Origin of the sequence: Streptomyces sp. NPDC053560 (assembly GCF_044544605.1) — a bacterium.
Classification (GTDB): domain Bacteria; phylum Actinomycetota; class Actinomycetes; order Streptomycetales; family Streptomycetaceae; genus Streptomyces.
This window is the reverse complement of record NZ_JBITXI010000025.1, coordinates 18,996-44,472: the sequence shown is the minus strand read 5'-3', so window position 1 is coordinate 44,472 and position 25,477 is coordinate 18,996. Positions and strand designations below refer to the sequence as shown.

Annotated in this window: 18 protein-coding genes; 7 read left to right on the top strand and 11 right to left on the bottom strand. The window is 70.3% G+C overall.

What is annotated here, in order from left to right:
• Window positions 1-176: 176 nt before the first annotated feature.
• From ACIGQF_RS37715 to ACIGQF_RS37700, 4 genes are all read left to right on the top strand, one after another.
• The gene (locus ACIGQF_RS37715; RefSeq protein ID WP_399720364.1) at window positions 177-2,471 is read left to right on the top strand and encodes a type IV secretory system conjugative DNA transfer family protein; all 2,295 of its coding nucleotides are present in this window, start codon (window positions 177-179) and stop codon (window positions 2,469-2,471) included.
• An 8-nt stretch (window positions 2,472-2,479) separates the two neighbouring features.
• Window positions 2,480-3,163: a hypothetical protein gene (locus ACIGQF_RS37710; RefSeq protein WP_399720361.1), complete on the top strand. Its 684-nt coding sequence runs from the start codon at window positions 2,480-2,482 to the stop codon at window positions 3,161-3,163.
• Window positions 3,164-4,220: 1,057 nt separating this feature from the next.
• The gene (locus tag ACIGQF_RS37705; RefSeq protein WP_399720358.1) at window positions 4,221-5,474 is read left to right on the top strand and encodes a ParA family protein; all 1,254 of its coding nucleotides are present in this window, start codon (window positions 4,221-4,223) and stop codon (window positions 5,472-5,474) included.
• Window positions 5,471-6,685: a ParB/RepB/Spo0J family partition protein gene (locus ACIGQF_RS37700; protein WP_399720356.1), complete on the top strand. Its 1,215-nt coding sequence runs from the start codon at window positions 5,471-5,473 to the stop codon at window positions 6,683-6,685. The genes ACIGQF_RS37705 and ACIGQF_RS37700 overlap by 4 nt, the downstream gene beginning before the upstream one ends.
• Window positions 6,686-6,847: 162 nt before the next feature.
• On the opposite strand, the gene ACIGQF_RS37695 is transcribed toward ACIGQF_RS37700, so the two are convergent.
• The 4 genes from ACIGQF_RS37695 to ACIGQF_RS37680 all read right to left on the bottom strand — a co-directional run bounded on the left by ACIGQF_RS37695 (window position 6,848) and on the right by ACIGQF_RS37680 (window position 14,147).
• Window positions 6,848-7,276, bottom strand: coding sequence for a hypothetical protein (locus ACIGQF_RS37695; protein WP_399720354.1), 429 nt, complete (start codon window positions 7,274-7,276; stop codon window positions 6,848-6,850).
• Window positions 7,277-7,348: 72 nt separating this feature from the next.
• Window positions 7,349-12,229, bottom strand: a complete 4,881-nt coding sequence (mobF, locus tag ACIGQF_RS37690; RefSeq protein ID WP_399720351.1) for a MobF family relaxase — start codon at window positions 12,227-12,229, stop codon at window positions 7,349-7,351.
• An 884-nt stretch (window positions 12,230-13,113) separates the two neighbouring features.
• The gene (locus ACIGQF_RS37685) at window positions 13,114-13,569 is read right to left on the bottom strand and encodes an HNH endonuclease (RefSeq protein WP_399720350.1); all 456 of its coding nucleotides are present in this window, start codon (window positions 13,567-13,569) and stop codon (window positions 13,114-13,116) included.
• Window positions 13,570-13,754: 185 nt separating this feature from the next.
• Window positions 13,755-14,147: a hypothetical protein gene (locus ACIGQF_RS37680; protein WP_399720347.1), complete on the bottom strand. Its 393-nt coding sequence runs from the start codon at window positions 14,145-14,147 to the stop codon at window positions 13,755-13,757.
• Window positions 14,148-14,316: 169 nt separating this feature from the next.
• On the opposite strand from ACIGQF_RS37680, the gene ACIGQF_RS37675 reads away from it, so the two are divergent.
• Window positions 14,317-15,111 carry a hypothetical protein gene (locus ACIGQF_RS37675; protein WP_399720344.1) on the top strand — a complete coding sequence of 265 codons (795 nt, stop codon included), beginning with the start codon at window positions 14,317-14,319 and terminating at the stop codon, window positions 15,109-15,111.
• 664 nt (window positions 15,112-15,775) lie between these two features.
• Here ACIGQF_RS37675 and ACIGQF_RS37670 read toward each other — a convergent pair.
• From ACIGQF_RS37670 to ACIGQF_RS37660, 3 genes are all read right to left on the bottom strand, one after another.
• A complete protein-coding gene (locus ACIGQF_RS37670; RefSeq protein WP_399720342.1) occupies window positions 15,776-16,381 on the bottom strand; it encodes a DNA-binding protein in 606 nt (201 codons plus the stop codon).
• Between the two features lie 90 nt (window positions 16,382-16,471).
• A complete protein-coding gene (locus ACIGQF_RS37665) occupies window positions 16,472-17,047 on the bottom strand; it encodes an AAA family ATPase (protein WP_399720340.1) in 576 nt (191 codons plus the stop codon).
• A gap of 421 nt (window positions 17,048-17,468) precedes the next feature.
• Window positions 17,469-18,650: a hypothetical protein gene (locus tag ACIGQF_RS37660; protein ID WP_399720337.1), complete on the bottom strand. Its 1,182-nt coding sequence runs from the start codon at window positions 18,648-18,650 to the stop codon at window positions 17,469-17,471.
• Between the two features lie 440 nt (window positions 18,651-19,090).
• Here ACIGQF_RS37660 and ACIGQF_RS37655 point away from each other — a divergent pair, with 440 nt between their 5' ends.
• A complete protein-coding gene (locus ACIGQF_RS37655) occupies window positions 19,091-19,423 on the top strand; it encodes a hypothetical protein (protein ID WP_399720335.1) in 333 nt (110 codons plus the stop codon).
• Between the two features lie 67 nt (window positions 19,424-19,490).
• Window positions 19,491-20,444, top strand: coding sequence for an Imm49 family immunity protein (locus tag ACIGQF_RS37650; protein ID WP_399720333.1), 954 nt, complete (start codon window positions 19,491-19,493; stop codon window positions 20,442-20,444).
• 95 nt (window positions 20,445-20,539) lie between these two features.
• On the opposite strand, the gene ACIGQF_RS37645 is transcribed toward ACIGQF_RS37650, so the two are convergent.
• From ACIGQF_RS37645 to ACIGQF_RS37630, 4 genes are all read right to left on the bottom strand, one after another.
• Window positions 20,540-20,899 (bottom strand): hypothetical protein, encoded by a 360-nt coding sequence (locus ACIGQF_RS37645; protein ID WP_399720330.1) that lies wholly within the window; start codon window positions 20,897-20,899, stop codon window positions 20,540-20,542.
• Between the two features lie 250 nt (window positions 20,900-21,149).
• Entirely contained in the window at window positions 21,150-23,162 is a 2,013-nt protein-coding gene (locus ACIGQF_RS37640; protein WP_399720327.1) for a hypothetical protein, read from the bottom strand.
• Window positions 23,163-23,680: 518 nt separating this feature from the next.
• Window positions 23,681-23,911 carry a hypothetical protein gene (locus tag ACIGQF_RS37635; RefSeq protein WP_399720324.1) on the bottom strand — a complete coding sequence of 77 codons (231 nt, stop codon included), beginning with the start codon at window positions 23,909-23,911 and terminating at the stop codon, window positions 23,681-23,683.
• Window positions 23,912-24,236: 325 nt separating this feature from the next.
• Window positions 24,237-25,070, bottom strand: a complete 834-nt coding sequence (locus tag ACIGQF_RS37630) for a hypothetical protein (RefSeq protein WP_399720322.1) — start codon at window positions 25,068-25,070, stop codon at window positions 24,237-24,239.
• Between the last annotated feature and the right edge of the window lie 407 nt (window positions 25,071-25,477).

Genomic DNA, 25,477 nt, shown 5'->3' with positions numbered 1-25,477 from the left:
AGCCCCGGCCCGCGGGGCGGGGCGCCGGAAGGCCGTCTGCTGCAGCTCGGTATCAGCGGACGGAATTGGGGCGACCGATGTCAGTAGGACCGCATACAACAAACAGTGCGGCCCCGGTGCGCATGGCTGAGCTTGGCGGCTGCGATGCGACACCGAGGCCTACGAAGGAGACCTTCGTGAACGACAACTCTAAGGCCACAGATCTGACCTGCTCGAACGCCTGGTCCGCCGACGACGGCGGGACGGCGAGGACCGGCCAGCCCGTCGGCACATACGAGGGCTGGAAGCCCAGCGAAGACGGCGCGCTCAACGGCGCGCTGTTCTCTGCAAACCGCCACGTCGCCGGTTCCGGGGTCCGGCTGACCGCCCTGGCCGTGCCGACCACCCTGCTGGCCGCCGAGACGACGACGCAGGACGTCGGCGCGGGCGACATCCTCTCCGGCGTCCTCGGCGGCCTGTTCCACGGCGGCGCGGTGTTCTTGGAGCGGCAGCCGCTGCTGACGGTGGGCATGGCCGTGGGCCTGGTCGGTATCGGCTATCTCAAGCTCAAGAGCGACTTCGGCCTCACCCGCGACACCCACGGCTTCGCGCCCCGGAACAAGCTCCGCAAGACCATGGGGCGGCACCACTTGGTGAAGAACCGCAAGGTGCTGCGGCCCAGCCTGGCGGACGTACCGGCGCGCACGGTCGACACCAACGCGGTCGGCACCTACCTGGGGCGTGACCGCCGGACGGGCCTGCACCTGTACATGGCGATCGAGGACAGCTCGGTGATGGTCGCCCCGCCCGGCGCGGGTAAGACCGCAAAGATCGCCAGCTGGGTCATCGACGCCCCGGGCGCGGTGCTCGCAACGTCGGTGAAGACGGACATCATCGAACTGACCGAAGCGCTGCGCGCCCGGGTCGGCCGCATCCATGTCTGGAATCCGCAGAACATCGGCGGACGGGCCTCGACCATCGCCTGGGACCCGGTGATCGGCTGCTCGGATCCGGAGCACGGCGTCGAGCGTTCCATGCGCCGCGCCAACTACTTGTTGGACGGCTCGGACGCGACCGCCGGGGTGGAGAACCGCTCGTTTTGGGAGACGGCCTCCTACTCCGTACTGAAAGCCTTTTTGTGGGCGGCCGATGCGGCCGGCCTGACGCTGCTGGACGTGGCGCGCTGGACCAAGTCGTTCCGCAACGACGAAGCGATCAAGATCCTGGAGAAGCACGCGCACCCCGACCCGCTCGACCCGACCCGACCGGTCGCCCCGCGGGGTTGGCGGGACGACCTCCTTCAGGTGCAGAAGGTCGAGGGCAAACCGACGACCGGGGAGAACGTCTTCGGGACGCTGTCCAAGACCTTCATGTTCCTGGACAGCCCGCAGGTCCAGGAGGTCATCGAGCGCGCGCACAGGGACGGCGGCCTCTTCGACATTCGCCGCTACCTGAAGTCCCAGGACACTCTGTACCTGCTGGGCCGTGACACCGGCCGCGGCGGCGTCGGCCCCCTCTTCAGTGCCCTGACCGGCGAGATCTACGAAGCGGCCCGGGAGATGGCGCCGCTGCAGCCCGGTGGGCGCCTGGACGCCCCCTGGTCGCTGATCCTGGATGAGGCGGCTCTCATCTGCAGCGTGCCGCTGGAGAAATGGACTTCCGACGCCCGCGGTCTGGGCATCGCCATCCATGCGATTTTCCAGTCCCGCAGCCAGATCCGTGAGCGCTACGGCCGAGGCGCCGCGGACACGATCTGGACCAACATGGTCAAACTGATCCTAGGCGGCCTTGCTGTCGAGGAGGACCTGGAAGGGCTGTCCAAGCTCTGCGGGCGGCACAAGGAACGGCGGGAGAGCCACTCGGAATCGCCCGGGCAGGACGGCACGACGCGCCAGTCCTCCTCCTACACCTGGGGCGAGACCGACACCATGACGCCCTCACAGATCATGAACCTGGAGCCGGGCTCGATCCTGGTCCTGCGGCGGCAGATCGGCGGCCCGGTCATCGTGCAGTACACCGCGGTGTGGGACCGCCCGGACGTCAAGGAGCTGAACGGTACGCAGGAGCAGAAGAAGCTCCTGCGCTTCCTCAAGGGCAAGACCTCCACGGTCTCCGCCCCGGCCGTACCGGTCGAGGAGCCCGCGGCCGCGCCGACAATGCCGCAGGAGCCCGCGGCCCCGTGGCAGGCCCCGGCCGCGCAGGCCAACCCGTGGACCGCCGACCCGGCGGCCAGCGACTGGTCCTCCGGCTCCGGGCCGCGCGGACGCTTGCGGGTCGTGGGCGACAACGTCGTACCACCGCAGCCGTCCCAGCCTCCGGTCATCCCCGATCCGCCCGCGCACGAACCGACCGTGCACCTGGAGCAGGCACCGCAGCAGGATCCGAAGGCAGCGCCGGCCAAGTCGGTGCCGCTGCGCAAGACCGGCACCGAGAACGACGCAGACCCCTATGCCGAGTTCTACAACGATGACGATGACCTGGGCGGTCTGTGATGGCGGAGATGAAGCTCGATCCGATGGAGATGCTGCTGCGGCTCACGGGCGACCTGTCCGAGGTCCGCGGTCGCGTCCAGGAGCTGGAAGACCAGGGGCTCGCGACCGCCCTGGAAGGGCTCGGAAAGAAGGTGGGTGACCTCAGGGAGACGCTCGCCGCCGTGGTCGCCGCCGTCCAGCACATGCAGGCCGAGCCGGAGGAGGAAGAGGAGCCGGACTGGCCGGGGACCACCCCGAACTGGACCGACGAACTCGATCAGGACCAGGCGCGGGAGCTGTGGGACTGGCTGACCAAGTGGTGCCAGAACATCCTGTGGCCCATCTACGCGGAGCGGGTGTGGAAGCCCTGCTGGTACCGGCACGCACGGCTTCGTATGGAGCTGACCGCGCTGTGCGCCAACTGGCACTGGGCGTACACGAAGAACGCGCCGCCGACCCGGGTCTCGGAATGGCATGCGAGGTGGTGGCCGCATGCGGAGAGGGTTCTTCGGGAGGAGCTGAAGGACTGCGGTCTGCCCCGGGAGGATCTCCCGGCGCCCAAGCACCCGGTTCCAGCACCGTTGCGGCCCACGAAGGAAAACCCGCGTCCGCCGGCGCCTCCGTTCACCGCCGAGGACTTCGCCGACCACAAGTTTCTGGAGCGGGTCGAGAAGGACATCGCCCGGCGGCCGCCGGGGAAGACTGCCGACTGAGCCATTACCGTGTTGAGGGGAGACAACCGCCTGTGCGGGTGTCTCCCCTCAGCGCTTTCCTACCCCGCCCACTGTCGGTGGAACGCCCGCTCGGTGACGTTGGCAAGCGCAGCGCCGGTGCTTACGCGCGATGGCGGGCCGTCTCAACCCTCTGGCCGACACGGCAAGCGAGCGCCTGCTCCAGTACTCCTCGGGACAGAGTCTTGCGACAGTATGCAGAATTTCCGCATACGCGACTATCGCGTATGCAGCAGCCCTGCATACGCGTTGCGCTACGCTTGAGGACTGCGCGTTGCATAACTCGGTAGAGGTGTGTATTTACGCGCTGAACGTTCGCCGCCGGCTGGTAGTCGGTTTCGAACGCAAGAAGGCCCGGTCCGGGTGCCACCGAGACCGAGCCTCCTGCAGTTCCCAAGAGCCCGGTCGACCAAGTCCCGACCGGGCTCGCTGCATACGCAGCGCTCCAGTCGTGGTCATCCGACCGCGTCCTCAGGTGGTGAGCGCTTCAACTCTCGCTGAGCGAACTACCTCACCAGAGCGATGATTGCCACCAGCAGACTCGCCACGGCGAGGAAGACTTGCCACTTGTCGGGCTCAGGCCAGTCTTCGCTTCCACCGTGTTCATCTTTGTCGGCGCTCACGGCACCGTCCTCCTTCCTCTCGGTTCCGGCACCCGGTTGGGTGTCGGAGTGCCTGTGAACTGGCGCCCTATGAGCGCAGTTTCAGGACGCTCACGGGAGAGGTGAGAAGGCAGGGCCTTTCGCAAGAACTCATAGTACTGGGCCGCTGGCGCTCAGTTGGCACACACACAAGTCCCCGCAGCTCAAAGGCCTTTGACGCCTACGCGGCGGGCTTGCAAACCCACCGTGCGGGTCTAGGCCAGCGGCCCAGGTCCTTGCCGCAGACATAAGGACAATCCCCGCCACGAGCAGCATGAGCTCCCGCAGGCAGTACTGACGCCCCCGGGCCAGGCTTTACCGCGGTAAAGCCTCCCTCGTGGAGTAGTTCTAACGTGTCGCCGCCATTCGAGGTAGTTGGCGTTAGTAAGGTCTCTTCCATGAGTTCTCCAGCCACCTCCAGCGACCGTGAGAAGGTCGTCTCCAAACTGCCGGGATGGCTCCGGCAGAACCTGAAGGTCAGAGCGGCCCAGCACGGCCTCGAAATCCAGACCGCAGTCGAACAGGGCATCGCCGCCTGGATCGCACTCGCCTCCACCCGCGACACCATCGACACCGCCGGGGCCGACTCCTTCTCCACCTTCCTCCCCCAGGGCCAGTGGGACACGTTCCGGCAGACCGCCAGTGACCGGAGCCTGTCCCTGACCCAGGGGCTGGCCCAGTCCGTACAGCTGTGGCTGGAGAAGAATCCGGCCCCCACCGTTGAGCGCGCCAAGCACCCGCGCCGACGCATCGTCTGCAACCAGAAGGGCGGCGTCGGCAAGACCGCGGTGGCCGCTGGACTCGGTGAAGCACTCGCCGAAGACCCAGAGTCCCTGTACCCGGTCCGCATCTCCAAGCACTTCGCTGCTCGGCTCACCGAAACCCAGGACCAGACGAACGATCCGCTGGATGTCGAAGACCTCCCGGGCCTGGGCCGCCGGACGCTTCTGATCGACTTCGACCCGCAACGTCACCTGACCAAGCAGTTGGGGCAAGAGGAACTGCCCATGGCCCCGGACGTCGAAAGCCTCAGCAAGCACATGACGGGCGAGGCCAAGGGCGATCTCCGCGACCTCATCGTGCCCATCGCCGACGACCGTTACGGCGGCCGCCTGGACCTGCTGCCCGGCTGCCAGGACGGCTTCCTCCTGGACGTCGCCCTCTCCAAGGTCCGCTTCCGCGAGGCCGCGCTGGAGCGCGCTCTGGCTCCCATCGAACCGCTCTACGACGAGATCATCGTGGACTGCCCGCCCAGTCTCGGCCTCAGCATGGACACCGCCATCTACTACGGGCGCCGCCGCGAGGACGAGGATCCCGGCAGCTCCGGCCCTCTCATCGTGGTGCAGGCCGAGGACAGTAGCGCCGACGCCTATGACCTGCTCGTCACCCAGATCGAGGATCTGCGCGACGACATGGGTGTGAACGTCGACTACCTCGGCATCGTCGTCAATCTCTACGACCCGCGCCGCGGCTACATCGCCACCTCTTCCCTTGAGGCATGGATCGACATAAAGGACCCGCGGGTCGTCGCCGTCATCGGCGACCTCACCGACCAGCGCAAGGCCGTCCGCCTCAAGCGGCCCTTGCTGTCCTTCGCCCCCCACGGCGAACAAGCCGTCACCATGCGTGCCCTGGCCCGGGAGGTGTCATGAGCAGCCGTGTTGCAGACCAGCTGGGAACCGGTGCCTCCTTCAGCCGCGCCCGCAGCGGGGTCAGCGCGCGCCGTCAGGCCGTCGCCGCCACCACCGGCGCGCCCACCACCGGTGCCCCCGACAGCCGCCTACGGACTCTTCCCCTTGAGCAGTTGGCGCCCACCCGGTTCAACCCGCGTCGCAATTTCGGTGCGGAGGAGGACCTGCGGGAGTTCGGGAAGAAGCTGAAGAAGAAGCAGCTGCAGCCCGCTGTCGCGGTCACGCGCGAGGCATACCTGAACCTGTGGCAGGCCGAGGCGGAGAACATCGGCAACGCCCAGTACGTCCTCGCCAACGGCGAGCGCCGCTACCGTGGCTCGCTCGCCGCCAGCCTCACCACTCTCGAAGTCGTCGTCGACGACGAGGTGGCGAAGTCGCGTGCGGCCTTCCTGGACGCGGTCCTCTCGGAGAACAACGACCGCGAAGACCTGGATCCCATCGAGCGGGCCATCGGCATCCAGACGATGGTTGAGCAGCTCGGCGGCAAGGCCAAGGTCGCCGAGCACTACGAGAAGTCGGCCGGCTGGGTCACCCAGCAGATGTACCTCCTCGACCTCGTGCCGGAGCTACAGGATCTGGTCAGCTCTGGTGAGCTGCCCGTGCGGGAGACCCGAGGGCTGGTGAAGGTGCCGGCGGACCAGCAGCTTGCCGCCTGGGAGGCCCGGTCGATCCGGCGAGCAGAAGAGAAGGCGCAGCCACGGCCGGCCCGCAGGAAAGCCCAGCCGGTCCAGCAGCACGAGGCACGCCGGCCCGCTGAAGCGGGAAGCTTTACCGCGGTAAAGGAGGGCGGGCCCGCTGCCTCTGAGACCCACTCCGGGCCGGAGGCCTTTACCGCGGTAAAGGCCTCCAACGGCTCACCGCCCACCGACGCCTGGGAGAAGGCGTCTCCGTCGCCGGTAAATGTGCCGGACCAGCGACCGCTGCCCAAGGCATCGGACCGTGACACGAGTGCGCCCTCCACCGAGCAGCCGCCAGCGCAGATGCCGTGGGCCGATGAGGAAGCCGGCCTCGACACCATCTTCACCAAACTCTCGAGCACCGAGCGACGTAAGGCCGTCGGCCGCTACCTCGAATTTCTTGGCAGCGCGGAGAGCTTCGTGGCAGACCTGGCGGCAGCCAGCCCGCCCGAGTACCGCCGACGCGTCGCCGAGCTCCTGTTGAACGACCTGTAGGGGTTCAAAGCATCGCCTCCTAAGGCCGCATGCAAGAGGCAGTAGACGCCGAAGAGGTCTTGGCCCGGTACTCACCGGGTCAAGACCTCTTCGCATCAGAACTGAGGATGTCCATAAGGACGAGGCACCCGGACGGCTCGCCCCGGATGAAACCGCAGCGTGTCAGGCGCGGCGTTCGGCAACCGGGCGTTGGGTATTCGGCAGGCCCCGGACCCACCACAGGGTGTGCCGTACGGCGGCGGCGTAGTCCTCGTGCAGGTCGGTGTAGGGGCCCCGCCCCCAGATCGCATCATCGGCGCGAGCCGCCTCCCGCCCGAGCGCCTCCTCGGTGCGGGGGAAGTCGTCGATCTCCCGGGAGATGGGAGAGGTGTTGCGCTGGCCGAGCAGCCACCTGGCCGTCGCGATGATTCCTTCCAGGGCCACGTCGTCCAGGCTGCAGAACATCACCACCCGGGGTTCGGGCGCTGCCGCGTCGTCGGCCAGCTGCTGCAGTTCTGCGGCCGTACGGACGCCGATCCTCAACGGTGCGGGAGGAGATGCGGGCGGCGGAGGAACGGCTGCCGGCGTCTGGTTCCACGGTGACTCAGCCATACAGGAACGGTAGCGGCCGGGTACGACACCGCCCAGGGAGACCGGACGGAGGCGGCGGGCCGGTCCGCCAGCTCACATGTCCAGATCCAGTTCCGGTTCGGGTGCCGGCGCGGGCTCGGGTACCGCAACAGGCTCCGGCTCCGCCGCCGTCGGCACGGTGCCGTGGTCGTCCGCCAGGTCGTGCTCGGCGGCCGCCAGGTCCTGTCCGAGGCGCTCGTACTCCGCCTCGTATCCCAGGTCCCGGCGCTCGCGATCGGCGTCCTCGGCCAACTCCGGCTGCGGGGCAGTCTCCTGCTCGCGCTCCTGAGCGCGCTCGGCCAGGATCTCCTGCGCCCGCCGGGCCTGCTCCATGGCCTCCTCCAGCTCCTGCAGCGTCATTGCCTGATGCTGCACGGCCCCGGCAGGCTCCGGCGAGGCGTTCTCCTCGACCTCCGGCTGTGGGGTACGGCGCTCCAGCTCGATCCGGGCGTACTCGGCTTCCTCGCGGGGCTGCTGGGTCTCGGCGTACCACTGCTCGCGGGTCTCGTGGACCTCGCGCAGCTTCTCGGCGCGCTCCTCCATCGTCTCCGCGATGGCCTGGCTGCCCTCGGCCCGGCGCTCGATCTCCTTCTGCCGCTCGGAGGGGTCGATGTCGGCCTGCACGGTCTGCGCCTGCTGCATGGCCAGCACCTGGTGCAGGTGCTCCTGAGCGAAGGTGTAGCCGTGCGCGGTCTGCACGCCGACCACGGCGTCGGTGACCTTCTCCGCATGCTCGGCGGCCTCCTGCTCGGCCATCTCCTTTGCGCGCAGCTGCAGCTGCAGGGCCTGGCTGCGGTAGTCCTCCCGGGCCAGCGAGGCCTTCTCCAGGTCGTCGGCGACGTAGGGCGGCGCCCACTCCTCCTCGCGCTCGTAGCGCTCCACGGACTGCCGCAGGCTCTCCTCCGAAGCCCGGCTGATGTCGGCCTGGTGCTCCGGGACGCCCAGCGCCCGGCGGGCCCGCTCCCAGTCCGCGCGGGCCTCGACCGCGCCCCGGGGCGGGGCGGAGCCGATGGCGTCGTGCTCGCTGTCGTAGCCGTGGGCCTCACGGAAGCGCTCGATGCGCCCCGCGCGCTGCTCCCACTCCGCGCGCAGGGTGGGGTCCTCAGGCACCGGGCCCAGCCGGTCCACTGCCCACTGCGGCCCCTCCTCGGCCACCCGCTGGCCCAGACGTTCAGTCCGGGCGTCCATCTCCGCCGCCCACTGGCCCAAGAAGCGCCCCAGGTCGCCCTCGATCTCGGGGGTGCGGGCGGCGTAGGAGTCCAGCGCCTCCAGCTCCGCCTCGCGCTCCTCGGCCTGCTGGTGCCGCACCTCGGCGTCCTGATTGGCGTGCGTCACGGGGACGTACTGCAGGGCCAGGGCCTGCTGGAGTGCCTCTTCCTGCGCCGGGCGGGCCGGCGCAGCGGTAGTGGCCTCGGCAAGGGTTGCGGCGATGTGCTGCTCGTCCTCCGCGGAGTCCATAGCCTGGGTCAGGTCCACCGTCTGCAGGGCCGCGGCCAGCTGGGCGGCCTCGGGCACATCCGGCTGCAGCGGCGTCTCGTACGCAGAAATCAGCGCGTCCTCGACCCGCGCGGTCTGCTCCGCCACGGCGGTCTTCTGCTCGGCCTCCTCGGCGCGGACCTTGTCGCGTTCGGCGAGGTGGTAGGCGCGCTCCAGTCGCCAGAACAGCACGCTGCTGTGGCTGTCGGCAGAGTCCAGCTCCCGGCTGCGTGCGACGCGCGCCAGCAGGTCCTCGGCGTCGTGGCCCTGTTCCTCCACGTGCCGGGCCAGTCTCAGCAGGCTCGCGTACGCCTCCTCCCCGGCCAGCGTCTCGTACTCCTGCGGGCCCACAGCGTCCAGCAGGGCCTGCCCGAACCGCTTCTCGGCCTGCTGGTCCTTCACCCCGCTCCACACCGGCTCCAGCACGCCCAGGTGTTCGCGGCGCTCCAGCTCCTCACGGAGGGCCTCTGTGGCGGTCTGCTCCAGCTCGGTGCGCTGCAGCGCCTGGTCCAAGGTGGCCAGGTGGTGCGGGGCGTCCTCGGGCTTGATGCCGTCTCCCGGCACGCCGTGGGTGATGACGTAGGCGTAGTTGGCGCTCTCGCCGCGTGTGAGCGCCACGTACAGGGACTCCCGGGTCGTCTGGTCATCGACCAGGGAGTGACAGACCCCGACCGTGCGGCCCTGTGCGCCGTGCACGGTCGAGGCGTAGGCCAGTTCCACGTGCGTTTGGACGTAGGAGGCGGGCAGGTGCATCCGGCTGCCGTCCTCCAGCTGCACCATCAGGCTGCCGCCGTCACCGACGCCGGTCACCGTCGCGGTCAGCCGGTTCACGGCGAAACCGCCACTCTCGCTGGTGAGGGAGCGGTCGTTTTTCCGCAGTTGGATGAGGTCGCCGCGGCCGGCCTTCGTCTCCACCTGGTATCGGACACCGGTGCGCAGGGTGACGCCGTCCTCCTCCACCATCCCGGCCCGCACCAGGTCCGCTCGGGCCTTGGCGGCCAGCTCGGCGGCCTGTTCGTTGGTGCTGGCGATCAGCAGGGGGTTCCGGCCCGCCAGATGGTCCACCAGCCAGCCCTGGTAGGCCCGGTCGGCCATGGCCTCGGCGCTGCCGCCGCGCAGCCGACCGTGCGTCTGGTAGGCGCCCAGCGCCTCAAAGTCGCCGGTGCGCAGCTTCAAGGAGGCGTCGGCCTCCCACTGCCGGGTGGTCTTGTTGCCCCACTCATCCGCGTCGCGGAAGCGCCGGACCCCCTCCAGCGTGTGCACGCCGGGCAGTTCCTCGGCGAGCTGGGCGAACATGCCGCCGGCGCCCACCCCGGTGAGCTGTCCGTGGTCGCCGGACAGGATCATCTTCGCGCCGCTGGCCTCGACCAGGGCGCGGACCTTGTCCAGGTCCCGGGTCGAGGTCATGCCCGCCTCGTCCACGATGACCAGGGCACCCGCCGGGATGCGGTACTGCTCGGCGTCCTCCACCTGCCGGCCGCTGGCCAGCGCCTCGTGCACCTTGAGCAGCATCGCGATGTTCGCGACGTGCTCGATGCCCTCCTCGGCCAGCACCTCCGCGGCGCGCTGCCCGCTGGCCAGGCCCAGCACCCGGCCGCCGTTGTGCGCCTCCCAGGCCTCGGTCAGCCCGGCCAGGGTGTAGCTCTTGCCCGCGCCGGCCGGACCGATCAGCAGGTCGGCCATGCGACCGGAGGTGGCGGCGCTGCGCACGAACTCGGCCTGCTTGCCCTTCAGGCCGCGGCGGGCGATAACGTCCTCGACCAGATGCTGGGGCAGGGCCGGGCCGCCACCGCGGCCAGCGAACTCGGCCAGCCGCTCCTCGGTCCGCAGGTGCTGCTCGGTGGCGTACCGGTCCGTGGTCTTCGTCGGCGGCTCGTAGACGAACGTGCCGTCCTTGCGCTGCAGCTCGGCGGGGATGTCCACCAGGTGCGGGGCGCTGGTGCACACCACGCCGTTGTCGCTCTCCGGCGACAGGGCTTCGTCCGCGAGCTGGTTGAGCAGCTCGCGGACCTGGTGACGGTCCAGGCCGCCCAGGGTGTCGGGCAGTTCGCGGTTGAGTTCCACCAGCAGATCCGGGTGCGTCCAGGTGGCCTTGGCCTCCTGGACTGCGGCGATGGCGCGCTGCTGGATGCGCTGGGGGTCGAACTCCTGGTACGGGCGGTGCAGGTCGTGCACCGCCGACTGCTGGGCGACCTGCTCGGGGACGTCCGCCAGGGACTCCCGCAGCCGCGCCTTGCTCATTGCCTCCCAGCGATCCAGCAGCTTTTCCCTGCTCAGCGCGTCGTGCTTCTTGGCCACGCGCTGGTCCAGGGTGACGTCCTCGGACATGCGGGCCAGCACGTAGGGGGAGGGAGCCACGCCGTGGCGCTCCTCGTACGCGCGGGCCAGGTCGGCCACGGTCTCCTTGATGGCGGTGCGGCGGCTGCTGAACTCATCGCGCAGCTCGGGGCTAATGCCGACGATTTCCCTCGCCTTGCCGTCCGGGCGCATCTGCACCCGCACGCCCAGGGTGCGCTCCAGCTCCTGCTCGGCGACCCGCTCCGCGAGGTGGCCGGCGGCCTGCTTGTGCCGGAAAAGCCCCTGGCCGTCCAGGGCCCGCCACACGGTGCGCTCCTCGCCGGTGACCGGGTCCACGTCGAAGGTGGCGACCTTGTTCAGGACGGCGACGTGCACGTGCAGCTGCGGGTCGTCGTTGCGGCTGGTGTGCTGGGCAAAGGCGGCCGCGGTGAAGTCGTGGGCCTCGACGAACCGGCCGCTGGTGCGTCCTGCGACCTTCCTTCCGTGATGCCCGGCGCGCGAGTAGCCCGCCTCTTCCTGCATGTGCTCGATCCCGGCCTGCACGCCGGTCTTCCAGGCGTCCCAGACCTGCTCTGCCTGTCGGGCGAAGCGCTCGGCGCTCTCCAGGTCGCCGGCCTCGCGGGCCTGGGCGGCCTGGACCTGCAGCGACGCATGGTACACCGACCAGGATTTCGGGGCGGAGAAGGTCAGGTCGTAGTAGAGCGTGGCGGAGGGGGCCTCCTTGCGCACGCTCAGCTCGATGGCCTTGACCTGCTCCGGCGTCAGGTCGCCGGCGGCCTGCTGCTCCGCCTTGTCCAGCGCGGCGGCGAACCGCTTCTCGAACGCCTTCTCAAAGGTCTTCGGGGCCGTGCCCAGCCGCGCCGCCTTGCGGATCTTCGCCTCGGCCTTGGCGTACGCCTCGGTGCCGGGCTCCTCCTCGATGGCGGCGATGGCCGCGTGCATCGCCTCGCGCTTCCGCGGGTCGATGAAGTCGGTGTACAGGTCGGTCATCACGTCCGCGTCGACCTGGCCGGACAGTCCCAGCTCGCTGGTGCCGGCGCCGAGCCAGTAGCCGGGCGGCTCGCCTGCTTCGTCGATCGATCGCAGGTAGTAGTGCTCCCGGCCCTGACCAACTTCCTTGGTCAGGTAGCCGGGATCGCTACCAGTCGAGATCGAAAGCATCGCGACACAGCGTAAGCAAAGATCAAGATCATTTGTAGCCATCGGATCGTGATGCATAGGTGTGGAAGGTTGTTGGTCTATGCATGGGGATCTACGGTCTGTTGATGGTCAAGGTGATCAAGGAAGAAAAAGCGTCCGATGGCCTGCGATCAAAAGCGGGCCTGAATGTCCTACTTCATGCTGCCTCGTGAGGTGCCGTCATGCGAACGCGGGGCGGCTCCGGTTGGTAGCTCGCACGCGGCGCGGCGCTCTGCTCTGTCCCGAAATGTGCCACCCGGCGGTCTGGAACTGGGCCCCGCTCGATCTGCGTCTCGGGCGGCCCCGAGTGTCGGACCGCCGGCGCTCCTGCGGGAAGCCCTGTGGCCACTGGCCGCATCCTGCGTTACGGTCTGCCTCGACGTCATCGACCCCCGCCGGGCCTCGCCCGCGGGGGTCGACTGTTACCAAGGGGGGCCTTGCGGCGTTCTGCCGCTTCGGCCGCGTCTCGCGGCGGCTGCTCTTCACCGGGCGGTCCCGCGGGGAACGCGAGGCCGGCGGCACCGGCTTCCCCGCTCCCGGCGGGATCCGGGCCCAGACTTCCCCACCGCCGGGTGCGGCACGGCGGTCTCTTCCCCGCGTCCTGGGGAAAGGCGTGAACCGCTGGGGAACCTCGGCGGGCCCGATCGACAAGCGGGCGGGGAACTTCCCCGCCCGCGCCTGCCTTCCCCATCCGCTCCCGGGGAAGCTCTCCGGGGGAAGCTCCCGCCTTCCCCGCCTCTGCGCCGGGCCCGCTTCCCCACTCGTGGGGAAGCGGTGGCGGGGAAAGCTGCTCCGCGTCCGTTCCCCGTTCTCATCGCACGGACCAGGCACCCGCCTTCCCCGGTTTCCCCGGGGCCACGGTGGTGTCAGAACAGACTGTCCTGGTGCGCCCCACCCGGGTTCCCCACCTCCAAGGCGACGGCTATCGCCTCGTCGAGGTGCTCAGGATCGGCGGCGGCAATGGCGGCCTGGACCGCCCGTGCCCGGCCCGCCGCGCCCCGTACGTCGGCCAGCGCATGGCCGGTCAAGCGACGTCGGGCAGCGGCGTCGCGGTTGTTGTCGCCCCGTGTTCCGGCGAGCCAGTGCGCCGGGTTCTGACATGCGCCGTGGTCACATCGGTGACGGACGACCAGCCCCCCGGAGAGGGCGTCGGCCCCGTGGGCCAGGCGGTAGCCAAAGAGGTGTGCGGGCACCACTCGGGAGGTCTTGCTGGTGTGGGAGCCGGCGCGGAAGCTGCCGTGGCCGGTGTCGGTGATCGCCCCCAGCCACCACCAGCAGTCGTCCGGACCGCGCTCCAGGATGTGCGCCCGGTACCGCCCCACGGTTTCCCCATCGGCGAGCAGCCGCACCCACGCCTCGGCTTCCCCACTCCGCGAAGCACCGACTTCCCCACCCGGGGCTCCCGGCTCCTCGTGGGGAAGTCCGGGGGCTTCCCCAGGGGTCGGGTGGGGGCGGGCGGCGCGCGTCCCCGGTTCCCCACTGGGGAAGGACACGGCTTCCCCAGCGCTCACGCGCCTTCCCCATCCGGGGTGATGCGGTTCCCGCTGCCGGAGGCCTGCGGCCACTTCTTCCGCGCGCCCTGGCGAGTGATCGCCCACGCATTGCCCAGCTGCGGATAGCTAGCGCCGCGCAGACCGGCCTCGGCGGCGGCCTCGTCGGCCAGCGCTTCGGCCGCGGTACGGACCTCGCGCAGCGCCCGCAGTCGGGCCAGGTGCCAGCCGTCGGCGTCCTGCGCAGTGCCAGCGGGCGGCGCTTGGGCGAGCTGAGCGGCCAGGGCGGCGGCGAGGTCGCCGACTCGGGCGTGCACCTGCTCGGCCTGCTCGGCGCTCGGCTCGATCCACGCCCCGCCGCGCGGCTGTTCCCCATCGGCGGGGATCGTCTCGGTGTCCTTCCATGCCATAGCGACAACCTAGTTACCCGCCCGCGCTACGACAACCCAGTTACCGGACATGCCACAGGGCTTGTTATTGACCGTAGGCGTGTCCTCCGCGCCGATCGGAACGTCTCAGCTGCGCGGGGAGAAAGCGGGCAGATATAAGGGCGATCAGAGGTGTGTTGGGGTGGTGGGGATGAGCGGTGCGGCGATGCGGGATGCGATGCGGGCGCTGAGCTGGCTGGTGCGGGCCGTGCGCGGGTGGGGTCCGTCTCCGGTGGGCACCCGGCGAGCCTGGCGCCGCCGGGCGGAACTTCAGTTGAGGGTCAGTGGGCAGTACGGGCCGGAGTGGTGGGAGATCGCGCCCGCGGCGGCCGCGATCCTGGCCGGTCTCGGAGGGCTGCTGGCCGGTCTGGTCTGGCTGTGGCTTCACGTCGGCTGGTGGGCGGCGCTGTTCGCTGCGGCGGTCTTGGCCTGTGTCGGGCGGGCCGCGGTGCGCTGGCATCGCGCCCGCGTCGAGCGGCGCCGGCGGAGCGCGGTCTGCTTCTCCCTGGAGCAGGTCGACGCGGCGGACGATCGCGCGTTCCGGGCCATCGTGGGGCGGTTGCTGCTGCGGGATGGCTGGACCCAGGTGCGCGGAGTGCGGATCAGCCGGACGGTGGTGCACCTGGTGGGGGCCGGTCGCGACGGGCGTCGGCTGGGGGTCGCCTTCGAGCGCGGGGTCGGCCACACCGACCGGGCGGCGGGGGGACGGGCGGTGCTGCGCCCGGTGGGTGACGCCTCCCGGCTGCCCGGCGGTGTCGAGGCCGGTCCCCGTCCGTTGTTCTTGGTCGTCAGTTCCGGCGCGTTTGCTCGGGAGCGGGTGGTGTGGGCGGCCCGGAACGACGTGCGGCTGGTGGACCGGGCGTTGCTGCAGCGGTGGGCGGCCGGCGAACCTCTCGCGCTGCTGCTGGACCTCGACCTCACCGAGGCGTATCCGAACGCCTCGTGATCAGGCGCCTGGCGCGGTCCGCTGCGCGCGGGCAGTGCCGCTGCGGGACGTCACCCAAATTTGGGTGACTGGCGGCTCGGTCGGTGTCTCCCGCGGGAGGCAGGACTAGTCACGGCACGCGCCTGAACCCCGTCGTGGCCGCACCGACGCGGAGCGGCCACGACGGGCTCGGCCCGCGCGCGGCAGCAGCTGCTCCCCCGCGGCCACGGTCGGCGGTGCGGTCTCCTCGCGCACTTGTCATGCGCGACGGCGTGGGTACGGCCATGCGGCCCTCTGCGGCCGGGCAGACGGCGGCCGGGTCGCCACCACTTCCCCCCCTTCCGCCGTCGGCCGTCTTCTCCCAACCCGAAGCACCTGCAGCCGCGCACGCTGCAGGCCACGGAGGATTACGGACTTTGGGCGCCCATCCCCGGGCGGTCGCCGCCCAGACTCGGCTCCGGCATCCCGCCGGGGTGCTGACCTGCACTGGATTCATAAATCCGACCGGAGTCGAGGCGGTCGGTCCCGCCAGCGCGAAGCGGTCCCGGACCAATTGGTCCGGGACCGGGGTGAACAGCCGGGTGCTACGAGGCGGCGGGGCGCCGGGGGGCCAGCCAATTCGGGACGGGCCACACCCGGCCGCGACGCGGTCATGTAAACCGCTCGGCGTGGCCGGGTGTGCGGCTCAGGCCGGATCGGCCGGGCGGCCGGCCTGGGCGAGGAGGCGTTCCCAGGTGCGTGTGGAGCCGCCGTGCTGGTGGGCGAGGGCTGCCGCGATGCGGTGGCGGGGGGTGTCGCCAGCGGCGTCGAGGGCTGCTGCCGCGGTGGGCAGGCGGGGATCGTTCTCGTAGGCGTGGGCCTTGCGGGGGCCCGTTCCTGTGCCCGGTGGGCGGCCGCCGCCCTTTCCCTGTCCGGGCGGGTTGGTCCGGCGCTCCTCGATGGCGTGGCGGGGCCAGACGCGGACGCTGTAGAGGGTCTTGCCTTCCGGGAGATAGCCCTGGGTCGCGTAGGCGCGGACGGTGCTGGCTGCGACGCCGAGCACGGCGGCCGTCTCCTGGTCGTTCAGGAGGTCGTCTGGGTGTTCGCCGGCGGGGAGCGCGGGGATGGGCTTGCCCGCGAGACAGGCGCGGGCCTGCGCCAGGTCGTAGATCAGGATGCGGCTGTGGGGGAAGAGGCTTTCCACGCGCTGGCGGAAGGCGGGGGCATCGCGCCGCCGCCACGTGGCCAGGGGGACGCCGGCCTGTTGGGCGATGTCGGCCTCATTGATCACTGGCCGGTTGCGGGGGATCACGGGGTTCCTTGAGCGGTTGGGAGGGCCCGGACGGGCCTTGTAGGCTGGTGTAACTTCCTTACGCCGGTGTTCCGCCGGCGCGGATGTTGGTCAAGGGCCGGCGGTGTGCCGGGTCGCTCCCTGTGGGCGGCTCTCCGCCGGCCCTTTTCTTACCTCTTCTTTCCAGCGGCGGACGTCGCGCGGGCCGCGGAGCCTGACCACCTCGACGCCGAGGCCGGCCGTCTCGGCGACCTGCTGGGCGTAGCGGGGCCGGTTGTTGCGGTACTTGCGGATGGCGGTGCGCAGCAGCGACCGGCGGCTGAAGAACGCTTTGCTCCAGGTCAGCCGCTTGGCCTGGGCGCTGTCCTCGCGGCCGGCGAGCTGGCGGAGGCTGCGGCGCACGATGCGGTACAGGATCAGGGGCAGCGGGAAATCGAGCCACACCAGGACGTCGGCGCGGTGCCAGACCACGTCGGCGAGCTTGGAGAAGTTCCCTTCCACGATCCATGCGTCCCGCTGGGTGATCTCTGCGGCCTGCCGGCGGAATTCCGGCAGCGGCAGCGGGCCGGCCGGGGTGAACAGGAGGTCGTCAAGGTCGGTGTGGGGGTGGCCGAGTTCGGCGGCGAGCCACTTGGCCAGGGTGGTTTTCCCTGTGGCGGGCGGTCCGAAGAGAGCGATTTTCCGCATGGGTGCCTTCGTCAGAGAAGATGCGTCCGGGCTGCACCGGGCTTTCGGGGCGCGGCGCACCCCCACCCGGTTTTGACATGTGTAACTTTACAGCATATAGGCCCGACGTCGGGAGGCGTTCCGCCGGCCGCCGGAGGCGGCTCCTTGGCCCCGCAGGGGCGGGCCCGCGCCCGAAGGGCGCTTGAAGGGGCCCGGCGCTTCAGCGCCTGCCCGAAGGGCAGAAAAAGCCGCCCGCGCCCGCAGGGCGCTTCAGGGGGTGGCGTTTCCTTGAGTCCGCCCCGCGCCCGCAGGGCGCTTCAGGGGCGGACCGCCAGCCGCTTGCGGCTGTCCTTTTCCGCGCCTCACGGCCCGCCGGTGGCGGGCCGTGAGGGCTGGGTGACGGGGTGTGCCGGGCCCGTCGCCGGGCCCGGCTCCCGGGGCTCTACAGGCGGGGGAACAGGGCCCGCGCTACCATCGGGTGACGGTGCAGCATCCGCAGGAAGTCGCCTTGGAACGCTGCCCGCGCGGCGATCTCGTCGGCGCGCATGTCGCCCACCCCCTTCTTCGTCTTCACGATCACTCCGTCCATGATGCTGATGCCTGCGCCTCCGAGGTCGGAGAACACGTTGGTCCGCAGGTGAAGGAACACCTCACTGCCTTGCTCGGCGATCGTCACCGCGTAGGCGAGATCGGCCAGCGGGTAGACGTAGGGCTTCCGCGACCGCTTGGCGGGCTCGGAGAGCAGTTCCGGGCGCAGGCCCCGCAGGTAGTGCGCGAGCGCCGCCCGGGTCGCCGCCCGCAGGGGGACGTCAATGTGCTGCGGGTCGAACTCCCGGGTCATGGGGCGCCGCCACTTGCCCGCCGTGCCGGTGGTGCAGACACGGAGGATCTCGTCGTACATCTTCCGCAGCTTGCGGTGGATGTACGCCAGGTCGGCGGGCAGGTCCGGGCTGGCCAGGCTCTCCCACCCCTGCGGCAGACGGAATTGGGCCGTCGCGGTGGCCGTGGGGGTGGACAGCGCCGGTACGGGCTCCAGCACCCGCAGCGCGTCCCCGTCCACGATGTCCGCGCAGAGCAGCGCACCGAGCACGGATGCCTCCTCGACGATGCGCCGGGACCGGACGGTGGACAGGCGCCCCGCCCGCACCGCCCGCGCCTCGACGGCTGCGCGCTCGGCCTGCGTGCGCCCCACGAAGTGGGCGTGGAACCGCTTCTCGCCCTGGATGGACTCGCGGTCCACGGTGTGGGGGTCGTAGCTCCACGAGACGACCGGGCCCAGCTCGCAGGCGTGGCAGTGCTCCGCGAACCGGGCCGCGATCGTCCCCAGTGCCTTGCCGAACTCCGGCGAGTGGTCGTGCAGTCCCGGCCGGGACGTGGCCCCTGCGGACATCAGCATCAGCTCGAACAGAGCGTGCGGGGAGCGCTTGTCGGTCAGCGCGTACGCCTCGTCGGGCGAGATGTTGATGTGCGCGTGGACGTTGGTCCACCCGTAGACGTCGTGGACGGTGCCCATGCGCTGCACGCCGTTGACGAACCCGGGAAAGCCCTTCGCGGGGAGCGAGTCCACCACACGGACATCCTTGCGCCGGTTCTCCAGAGCGGCCAGAAGCAACTGACGGGACATTCGGGATTCCTTCCCTCGTTGATATTGGTCGCCGGTCGGGGTGTGCCGCCCCTTCCGACACAGATAACCTTACAGCAATCCAGCTCATTTTTCTACGGAAAACCCCAGCTCAGAGCACGTTTTTCCTGCGCGCGGCGGGGGAGGCGGCAGCGGGCCACAGCAAAGGGCGGCGATGGCTGGTCCGGTGCGCGCAGCTTGCTGCGCAGGACCAGCCACCAGGCCGGTGAACGCGCCGCAGGCGCCCGGCCTGGCGTCCCGCGCTTGCGCGGGATGGTCTGGCGGTGAACGCGCCGCAGGCGCCCGTCAGACCACCCCGGAGGGCCGCCAGGCCCTCCGGGGCGTCCCCGCCCGACCTGTGGCCCGCTGCCACCTCCCCCGCCGGGGCAGTAGAAGGGCCCGAGACCGGCGGCCGCCGACGGCCCGGACGCAGTATCGAACGCGTGAGCGAGATGAGTGAGTCGGTGCCGTCCGCCGTCCCGGCCCTGACGCCCGGAGGACGGGCCGCGGCTGCGGGTGTGGCTGTGGCCGCGCACCGACCGGCCCGCCGTGTGATCGGGTCGGGCGGCACCTGGCGCTGGGCGGAGGTCACCGCCCAGCATGACCTGTCCGATGGACAGGTCCGCTACCAGGTCGACGTCGACCTGTCCGGCACGACGCAGGTCACGAGCCGTACGTACGCCTGGCCGCAAGAGGGCCTGCGGGTGGCGCGGCGCAGTACCTCGACGCCGACGGACCGGATGCCGGTGGTGCCGCCGGCCTCGGCGAGCCCGTAGCGGCACGGCGGTGTCAGACGCCGTTGGTAGCGTGCCCGGCACGTCAAGATCAACGGGAGGGGCGGGGATGCAGGACTACGCGCCGGGGCATTTCGTACGGACCCATGAGGTAGCGGCCGATCGGCTGGCGGCGGCGCTGGACGGCATCGACCGGCGCGCGATGGGCGCCTACTGGGACATGACCAACGGCAACGTGCTGCGGAGCGAGCTGCAGGATCTGCAGAACGAGCTGCTGGACTTCGCGGCCGCGCACGTGGGCCCGGAACCGGCCCTCGCCGCGCCGGAGGCCCATGCCTCGCTGCTCACCGCGGCGGAGTGCGCGCTCGGCCTGCTGTCCCTGGGGTGTTTCCCTGACGGAGACTGGGACGTTCGGCTGCCCCTGATCGGCCAGACGCTGGAGAGCGAGCGGCACACCTACCAGGAAGCCCGGGATCCCTGGCGGACGGCGGCCACGGCGCGCACGTGGACCGACGCGTTCGGCCTGTGCCTGATCAGCGACCTGATCTGGGACCGGAGCAAGATGATCGGCCCGCTACTGCAGGGCGACTACGCACCGACGATTCGCGACGGGGTGCCGTACTCACGGTGGGAGTCGCCCTCGTCGGCGGCGGACCTGGCCGAAATGGACGCGCTCGCCATGTACCTGCACGTGGTGCGCCCGGAACGCTCGCCGTGGGTGGCACAGGGGCCGGTCCCCGTGCGGCGGCCGGATGCCGAGTCGCGCGCGCGTGCGGCCGCGCAGCTGGACGCGGCTGGCGAGCTGTCCCCGGATCAGCAGCTGGTGCGGGTGCTCCTCGATGACGATCGAGCGAGCTTTGAGCATGCGCTGGTGGGACGGCTGGTCGCGTACCGCACCGAAATGGACGCCGAACCGGCGCCGGCGGTCCGGAGCCTGCTGCCGGTCAGCACCGTCACCCTGGCTGTGCTGGCCGTCCTCGCGCACGGCTGGCAGCTGAACGCGACATCCGACTACGTGCCGGCCGGTCTGCTGCGCGTCCCACAGCAGACCGCGACCAACTAGGGCCCGCTCCGGCGGGAGAGGCCCCTAGCGTCATACGGAGTGGGCATCACACCCGATGTCCCAGGTACCGTCCGCCCTGCAACTCGACGTACAGCTCAGCCACGGACGTGCTTCTGGTCGTGCTCGGCGCGGACGGCGGCGGCATGCTCCTGGCGGGCGTAGCCGCGAGGGTCAGCGTCCCATCGAGCGTCGGAGGCCGGCACGGAACCACAGCCGGTGCCGTGGGCCCGGTCGTAGGCGAGCAACCGGTGAGCGGTCTCCGCGGCGTCCCGCTCACTGGTCGCCGGGTCCTCGACCTCGGCGAGGGCGGGCACGGCTCGGTCCGCGAGGGCGGCACGGTGCACCAGGTACGTACGCTCGCGCTGTCGGTCGCCGGGGTGAACGGTGAGGTCATCATCTAGTCGCTGGACGGCGGCGGTCGCGCGCAGCAGGGCTAAGGGATCGGCAGTACTCATCAGGTCCTTTCGGTGACAGGTGCAGTGGCCGGAGCCAGCTCCAATGACTCTGGTCACTGCGCGGGGTGGGGATCGCGGTGTCTCGCGCCGACTCGGAGGCGTCCTCGGTCTTCTCTCACATCGACGCTGAATCATGTCTACCGTCAACTGGGTCACAGAGGTTGGCCAAAGCAATAACAAGCCCTGTGGTGGGGGATCCCCGGAGGGCAGACGAGCCCAGGCGCAGCAAGGAGGCGGGGGTGCCGGGACGTCAGGCAGTGGCGATGCGGCGCTCGATGCGGGCCCTGGCAACTGCGTGGTCGCCGCGGCCGTCGGTGGTCCGGGGGTAGCGGCGGCGTGGCTGACGGGCCAGCGTGGTGAGCACCAGGGCAGTCTGCTCCTCGTGTGTCTGGACGCCGGTGCGGATACCTGCCTTGGGGGCGCGCATCCACTCCTCCTCCTGGCGCCACCAGCGGTACAGCTCGGTCTCGACGGCGTACCGGCGGGCACGGGCGGCGAGGCGGCCATAGGTGCCCAGGGCCTTGGCCGCGGCGATCAGAGAGCCGGGCCGGGGACGGTAGTGCGGGGTGCTGGAGCGCTCGGCGGCGAGGGTCTGACGGGCAGCGTGCTGGTCGGCGCCGCGGCGGCGGAATACGGCTCCGGTACCCGTGCGGCAACGCTCTCCGGGGGCGGCCTGGCAGGTCGGGCACTCGTGATGGACGGTCATCACCACCCGTGTGGCCACCAGTAGATCTCGCATCCGGGCGAGGTGCTTGGCCACCGTGCGCAGGCGATAGCCGGTGCGCCGGCAGATCTCGGCGGGGCTCAGGGCGCGGTCGGCGTGCTCGGTCAGCTGCTGGTAGATGCGTCCGGCGTGGTGCCCCAGCCCTCCGGCATGTGTCGCGGTGGCGCGACCGTAGGCGAAAACATCGTGCTGACCTGCGGTGAGACGCTCCTGGAGAACAGAGATCAGGTGGTTACGGCGCTCCCCTACGGGGGGCGGGGTTCCTTGTGTCCCACCCCGTGCAACGAGTTCGGAGTCGGGGTACGAGGCGGTGGCGGGGAGCAGTTCGTGGGTGCCGGCGGGGCCGTCGGAGTCGCGGGCGGCGAGCCAGCCGTCGAGGGTGAGGCGGTCCTGGGCGCGGTGCATGGTCGAGCGGCCGGTGCCGGTGGCGAGCGCGGCGCGGCGGCAGTCCAGGGCGAGCACGGTGGTGCCGGCGCGGAGGGCGAGCAGGCACCGGAGGTCGAGGGCGGCACGGTCGGCGGGGCCGGATTCGGTGGCCCAACGCTCGGGGCAGGCGTCGGCGGCCGCTTGGACCTGCTCGACCAGGGCGACGACGTGGGCAAGGTTCTCGGTCCACTCCAGGGTGTCCTCGGGGAGCGGCAGGGTGGCCGCGTAGGCGACGCACCGCGCCCACTGGCGGGCCAGCTTCTGCCGGGCCTGCACCTCGGGCAGCACGACGCGCAGCATGCCCCGGCGAGTGCTGGTGCAGGCGTGCAGCAGCCCGCCCTCGCGGTGCCGTCGTTCGGCCAGCAGCCGCTCGACCATCGGCCACGTCCAGCGGCGCAGGGCGAGCCGTACGAGTACGGCGGCCAGCACTTCGCTGACCTTGTCGCCGGCCGGGCGGTGGGTGAGCAGCCGGTAGGTCTCCTCATCCATCGTGGGGTTCGCGGTGCCCGGCAGGCGGGGCCCCAGCTCGTCGTCGAGGACCTCGACGGGGTCCTGGCGGGTCCGGCGCACGCGGACGTCGGGCGCGGCCGGGATGGCGTCGAGGACCAGGAGCAGCCGTACGAACGCGTCGGTGGGGTTGTTGCAGGTGTCCGGGGTGAGTAGGGCGGCGGCCCGGCGCTCGTCGAGCGGGGCCTGCAGTTGGCTGGTGCCGCCGTCGCGGTGCGGGGCGCCGATGGGGCGGGCCGCGCCGGTGGCGGGGTTGTTCAGCATGCCCTTGTCGAGGGTCGGCAGGCGCTTCGCGGCGGCCTCGGCGATGGCGGAGACGAGCGTGGCCTCCAGTGGTGTCGCCGCGGTGACCCACACGTGGCGGCCGCCGGCGGATCCGGAGGCGGCGACCACGTAGGTCAGCCCGGCCTCTTCCAGGGCGCGCAGCAGGGTGGCGAGGTCGGGGCCGGTGTCGCCGCGCTTGGAGTCGAGGTCGAAGCAGAGCCTGCAGAAGTGGCCGGTCTCGTCGGCGAGGTAGATGGCGTAGGGGGCTCGCGGGGCGGTCGCGGGGAGCGGCCGGTCGATGTAGGAGTGCAGCCATTTGCCATCGCCGGAGCGGGTGTCCACCCGGACAGAGGCGCGCGGGGAGAGTTCCAGAAACAGGTTCTGGAGGTCGGCCGGCGCGGCGGTGTGGGGGGGAACACCTGTGTAGGGCGAGGGGGTTCGGGCAGATGACGGGCTGTGCACGCCCGCTTCCGCAGACACACCGGCGGCAGGCATGGGCTGACCGACATCGCAGCGGTCCGCTACGATGGAGGAACTCCTATGGGGTCACTTGAACGACAAACGCCGCCGGGCCCTCCCGTGAGGGAAGGGCTGGAGCGCTTCGGACGAGTGGTCTCTGGTGTGGCTTCACCTCCTGTTTTGTTCTGGTGGTGAGAAGGCCGGGTTGGCAGCCCGTCCGTCTCACCGGATCGGATTCGCTCCGGTCGAGGGAGCAGGTGGCTGATTGGCAGTCAGCCGTGGGTGTTGCTGTTTCACAGGTAATGCAGGGGACTCAGCGCACTGGCAGTGATGCTGGGTCCCGGTCGATGGGCGCCGCCCCGGTTGGCAAGCCGGGGCCTTTTGGCGTGTCCGGGTACTGGCTATCCGGTCAGGGGGAGTTCCCCCTGGTCCTGTTCGCCGAAGGCCTCGTCGGCCCATACCGGGGCGCCATCTTCGTTGAGCTGGTCCCGCTTGATGAGTTCGGCGATGTAGCGCCCCATAGAGACGCCTGCAGCCTTCGCGTTCGCGTACGCCTGAGCGTGGACGTCGGCCGGGACCATCGGCGACAGCCGAACCAGTCCGTGGCGCTTCTTGTCCCGTACAGGCGGCACGTATCCGCGTTCTTCCGCGTCACGACTTCCATAGGGCCTGGCCATAGTGGCGATCTTTCCGCACCACAGTTCATGTACGCAAGTTCGCTGGTCGGCGTGTCGGGAGTTTTCTCGCGGGACGGGAAGCGCGTACCGAGCCGGACCGCTGTCCCTGCGCCACCTGGTGACAGCACATCAACTCGCGCAGGATCGAGAATTCCAGCTCGGACACCAGGTGCAGCGCAGATGGCATGTCGAGCATCGGGGGCTCGGGTGCCTCGATCGCGTGCGTCTGAAGTTCGGGGAGCCGACACCCTCGCCGCTCCAGTCGCACGCTGGCCTCACCTCAGAACAAGAGAAGAGGTGAGTCCGTTTCTCCTGGGGGGCGTAGGAAGCCGTCCGCGAGCTCCAGTTCTACGTCTTCCACGAGATCGACCGCGAACAGGCTGAGCTGTTCTGGTGCCAGTCGTGACCGGACCTCTGCGGCGAGGATGACCCTCCAGGGAACGCGGCAGGTGGTGCCCTCCGCATAACAGCCCAGGACGGTCCGGTCATCCTGGTTGCACGCATCGACGATGACAGTCACGAAACGCTCCCACACGTGGATGCTGATGGACGACCGGGCCAGCGCCTTTGTTACGGGGTCGCTCGGGGGGCAGGGGCCAAGACCGTTCGCCATGTCGTCCCATACCTCTTGGACCAGCCGCTCGAGGTGCCCGGGATCTGGCAGCGCCGCTTCCCGGTATGCCATCTCCCACAGCTCTTGCACCCGGCGGTCGATGTCGTCCAGTTTTTCCTCTGGATTGACCGACGCCCCCCAGCGGATCTGTATGGCGTAGGCCAACGCGAGCTGTACTGCGATGTCTTTGCTGGGCAACTTCGGTTTGGACATTGCATCGTGCAAGCTGGTGCGGGAAACACCCATGGTCCGGGCGAGGGAGAACGGGCTGGGGTAGGCGGCCCGGCTGTGCAGTTCGTGCAGCAGTTCGTTGAGTTCCCGGTGCGCGCCAGAGGGAGGCAGCGCAGGTTTGGGAAGCGGCTTGCCCATCAGTAACTCCAAAGGATCAAGGGATATGTGGGATGCGCTCCTGCGCAGGCGCCACCGGGCGGCCCCCCAGCGGGCGAGCCCGAGCAGCACCGCAAGCAGGAGCCCCGCCGCAACATTCTTGGCGATGTCCATGAGCAGAGGCTGTCAGGGGCTCCGGGCCGTCTGGACGTTTGTGGACGTCGGGCTCCAGCTCGGAAGCAGTGCCACGTCCTTGAGCGGTCGACAAGCCGTCAACGTTGCGGCCGGTGTCCGCGCTGGGATTGCCGGGTCTTAACACGAAGCCCGGCCGACGACAGTGAGACACGACGAAAGGGCAGCCGTACGAGCAGACGCGCGTATGCACCGGCACCCCGCACCGGGCCCAGCCACTCTCCCTTTCTGTGCCCGTCACGGCCGGTACCGCCCGAGAAGCAATGCCGGTGGTGCTGTCCACCGGGGCGCGGACAACGACGGGGCCGCACGCGAAGCGAGCGCCACCATTGGAGCCTTCCGCTCCCGTGCCGGCCGACTCCCTGCCGCGCCGCTGCAGCCCGCGCTAG

Coding starts and splice junctions, on each gene's coding strand:
- ACIGQF_RS37710 (WP_399720361.1), top strand. CDS start 2,480: ATGAAGCTCGATCCGATGGAGATGCTGCTGCGGCTCACGGGCGACCTG.
- ACIGQF_RS37705 (WP_399720358.1), top strand. CDS start 4,221: ATGAGTTCTCCAGCCACCTCCAGCGACCGTGAGAAGGTCGTCTCCAAA.
- ACIGQF_RS37700 (WP_399720356.1), top strand. CDS start 5,471: ATGAGCAGCCGTGTTGCAGACCAGCTGGGAACCGGTGCCTCCTTCAGC.
- ACIGQF_RS37695 (WP_399720354.1), bottom strand. CDS start 7,276: ATGGCTGAGTCACCGTGGAACCAGACGCCGGCAGCCGTTCCTCCGCCG.
- mobF (WP_399720351.1), bottom strand. CDS start 12,229: ATGCTTTCGATCTCGACTGGTAGCGATCCCGGCTACCTGACCAAGGAA.
- ACIGQF_RS37680 (WP_399720347.1), bottom strand. CDS start 14,147: ATGGCATGGAAGGACACCGAGACGATCCCCGCCGATGGGGAACAGCCG.
- ACIGQF_RS37675 (WP_399720344.1), top strand. CDS start 14,317: ATGAGCGGTGCGGCGATGCGGGATGCGATGCGGGCGCTGAGCTGGCTG.
- ACIGQF_RS37665 (WP_399720340.1), bottom strand. CDS start 17,047: ATGCGGAAAATCGCTCTCTTCGGACCGCCCGCCACAGGGAAAACCACC.
- ACIGQF_RS37660 (WP_399720337.1), bottom strand. CDS start 18,650: ATGTCCCGTCAGTTGCTTCTGGCCGCTCTGGAGAACCGGCGCAAGGAT.
- ACIGQF_RS37650 (WP_399720333.1), top strand. CDS start 19,491: ATGCAGGACTACGCGCCGGGGCATTTCGTACGGACCCATGAGGTAGCG.
- ACIGQF_RS37645 (WP_399720330.1), bottom strand. CDS start 20,899: ATGAGTACTGCCGATCCCTTAGCCCTGCTGCGCGCGACCGCCGCCGTC.
- ACIGQF_RS37630 (WP_399720322.1), bottom strand. CDS start 25,070: ATGGACATCGCCAAGAATGTTGCGGCGGGGCTCCTGCTTGCGGTGCTG.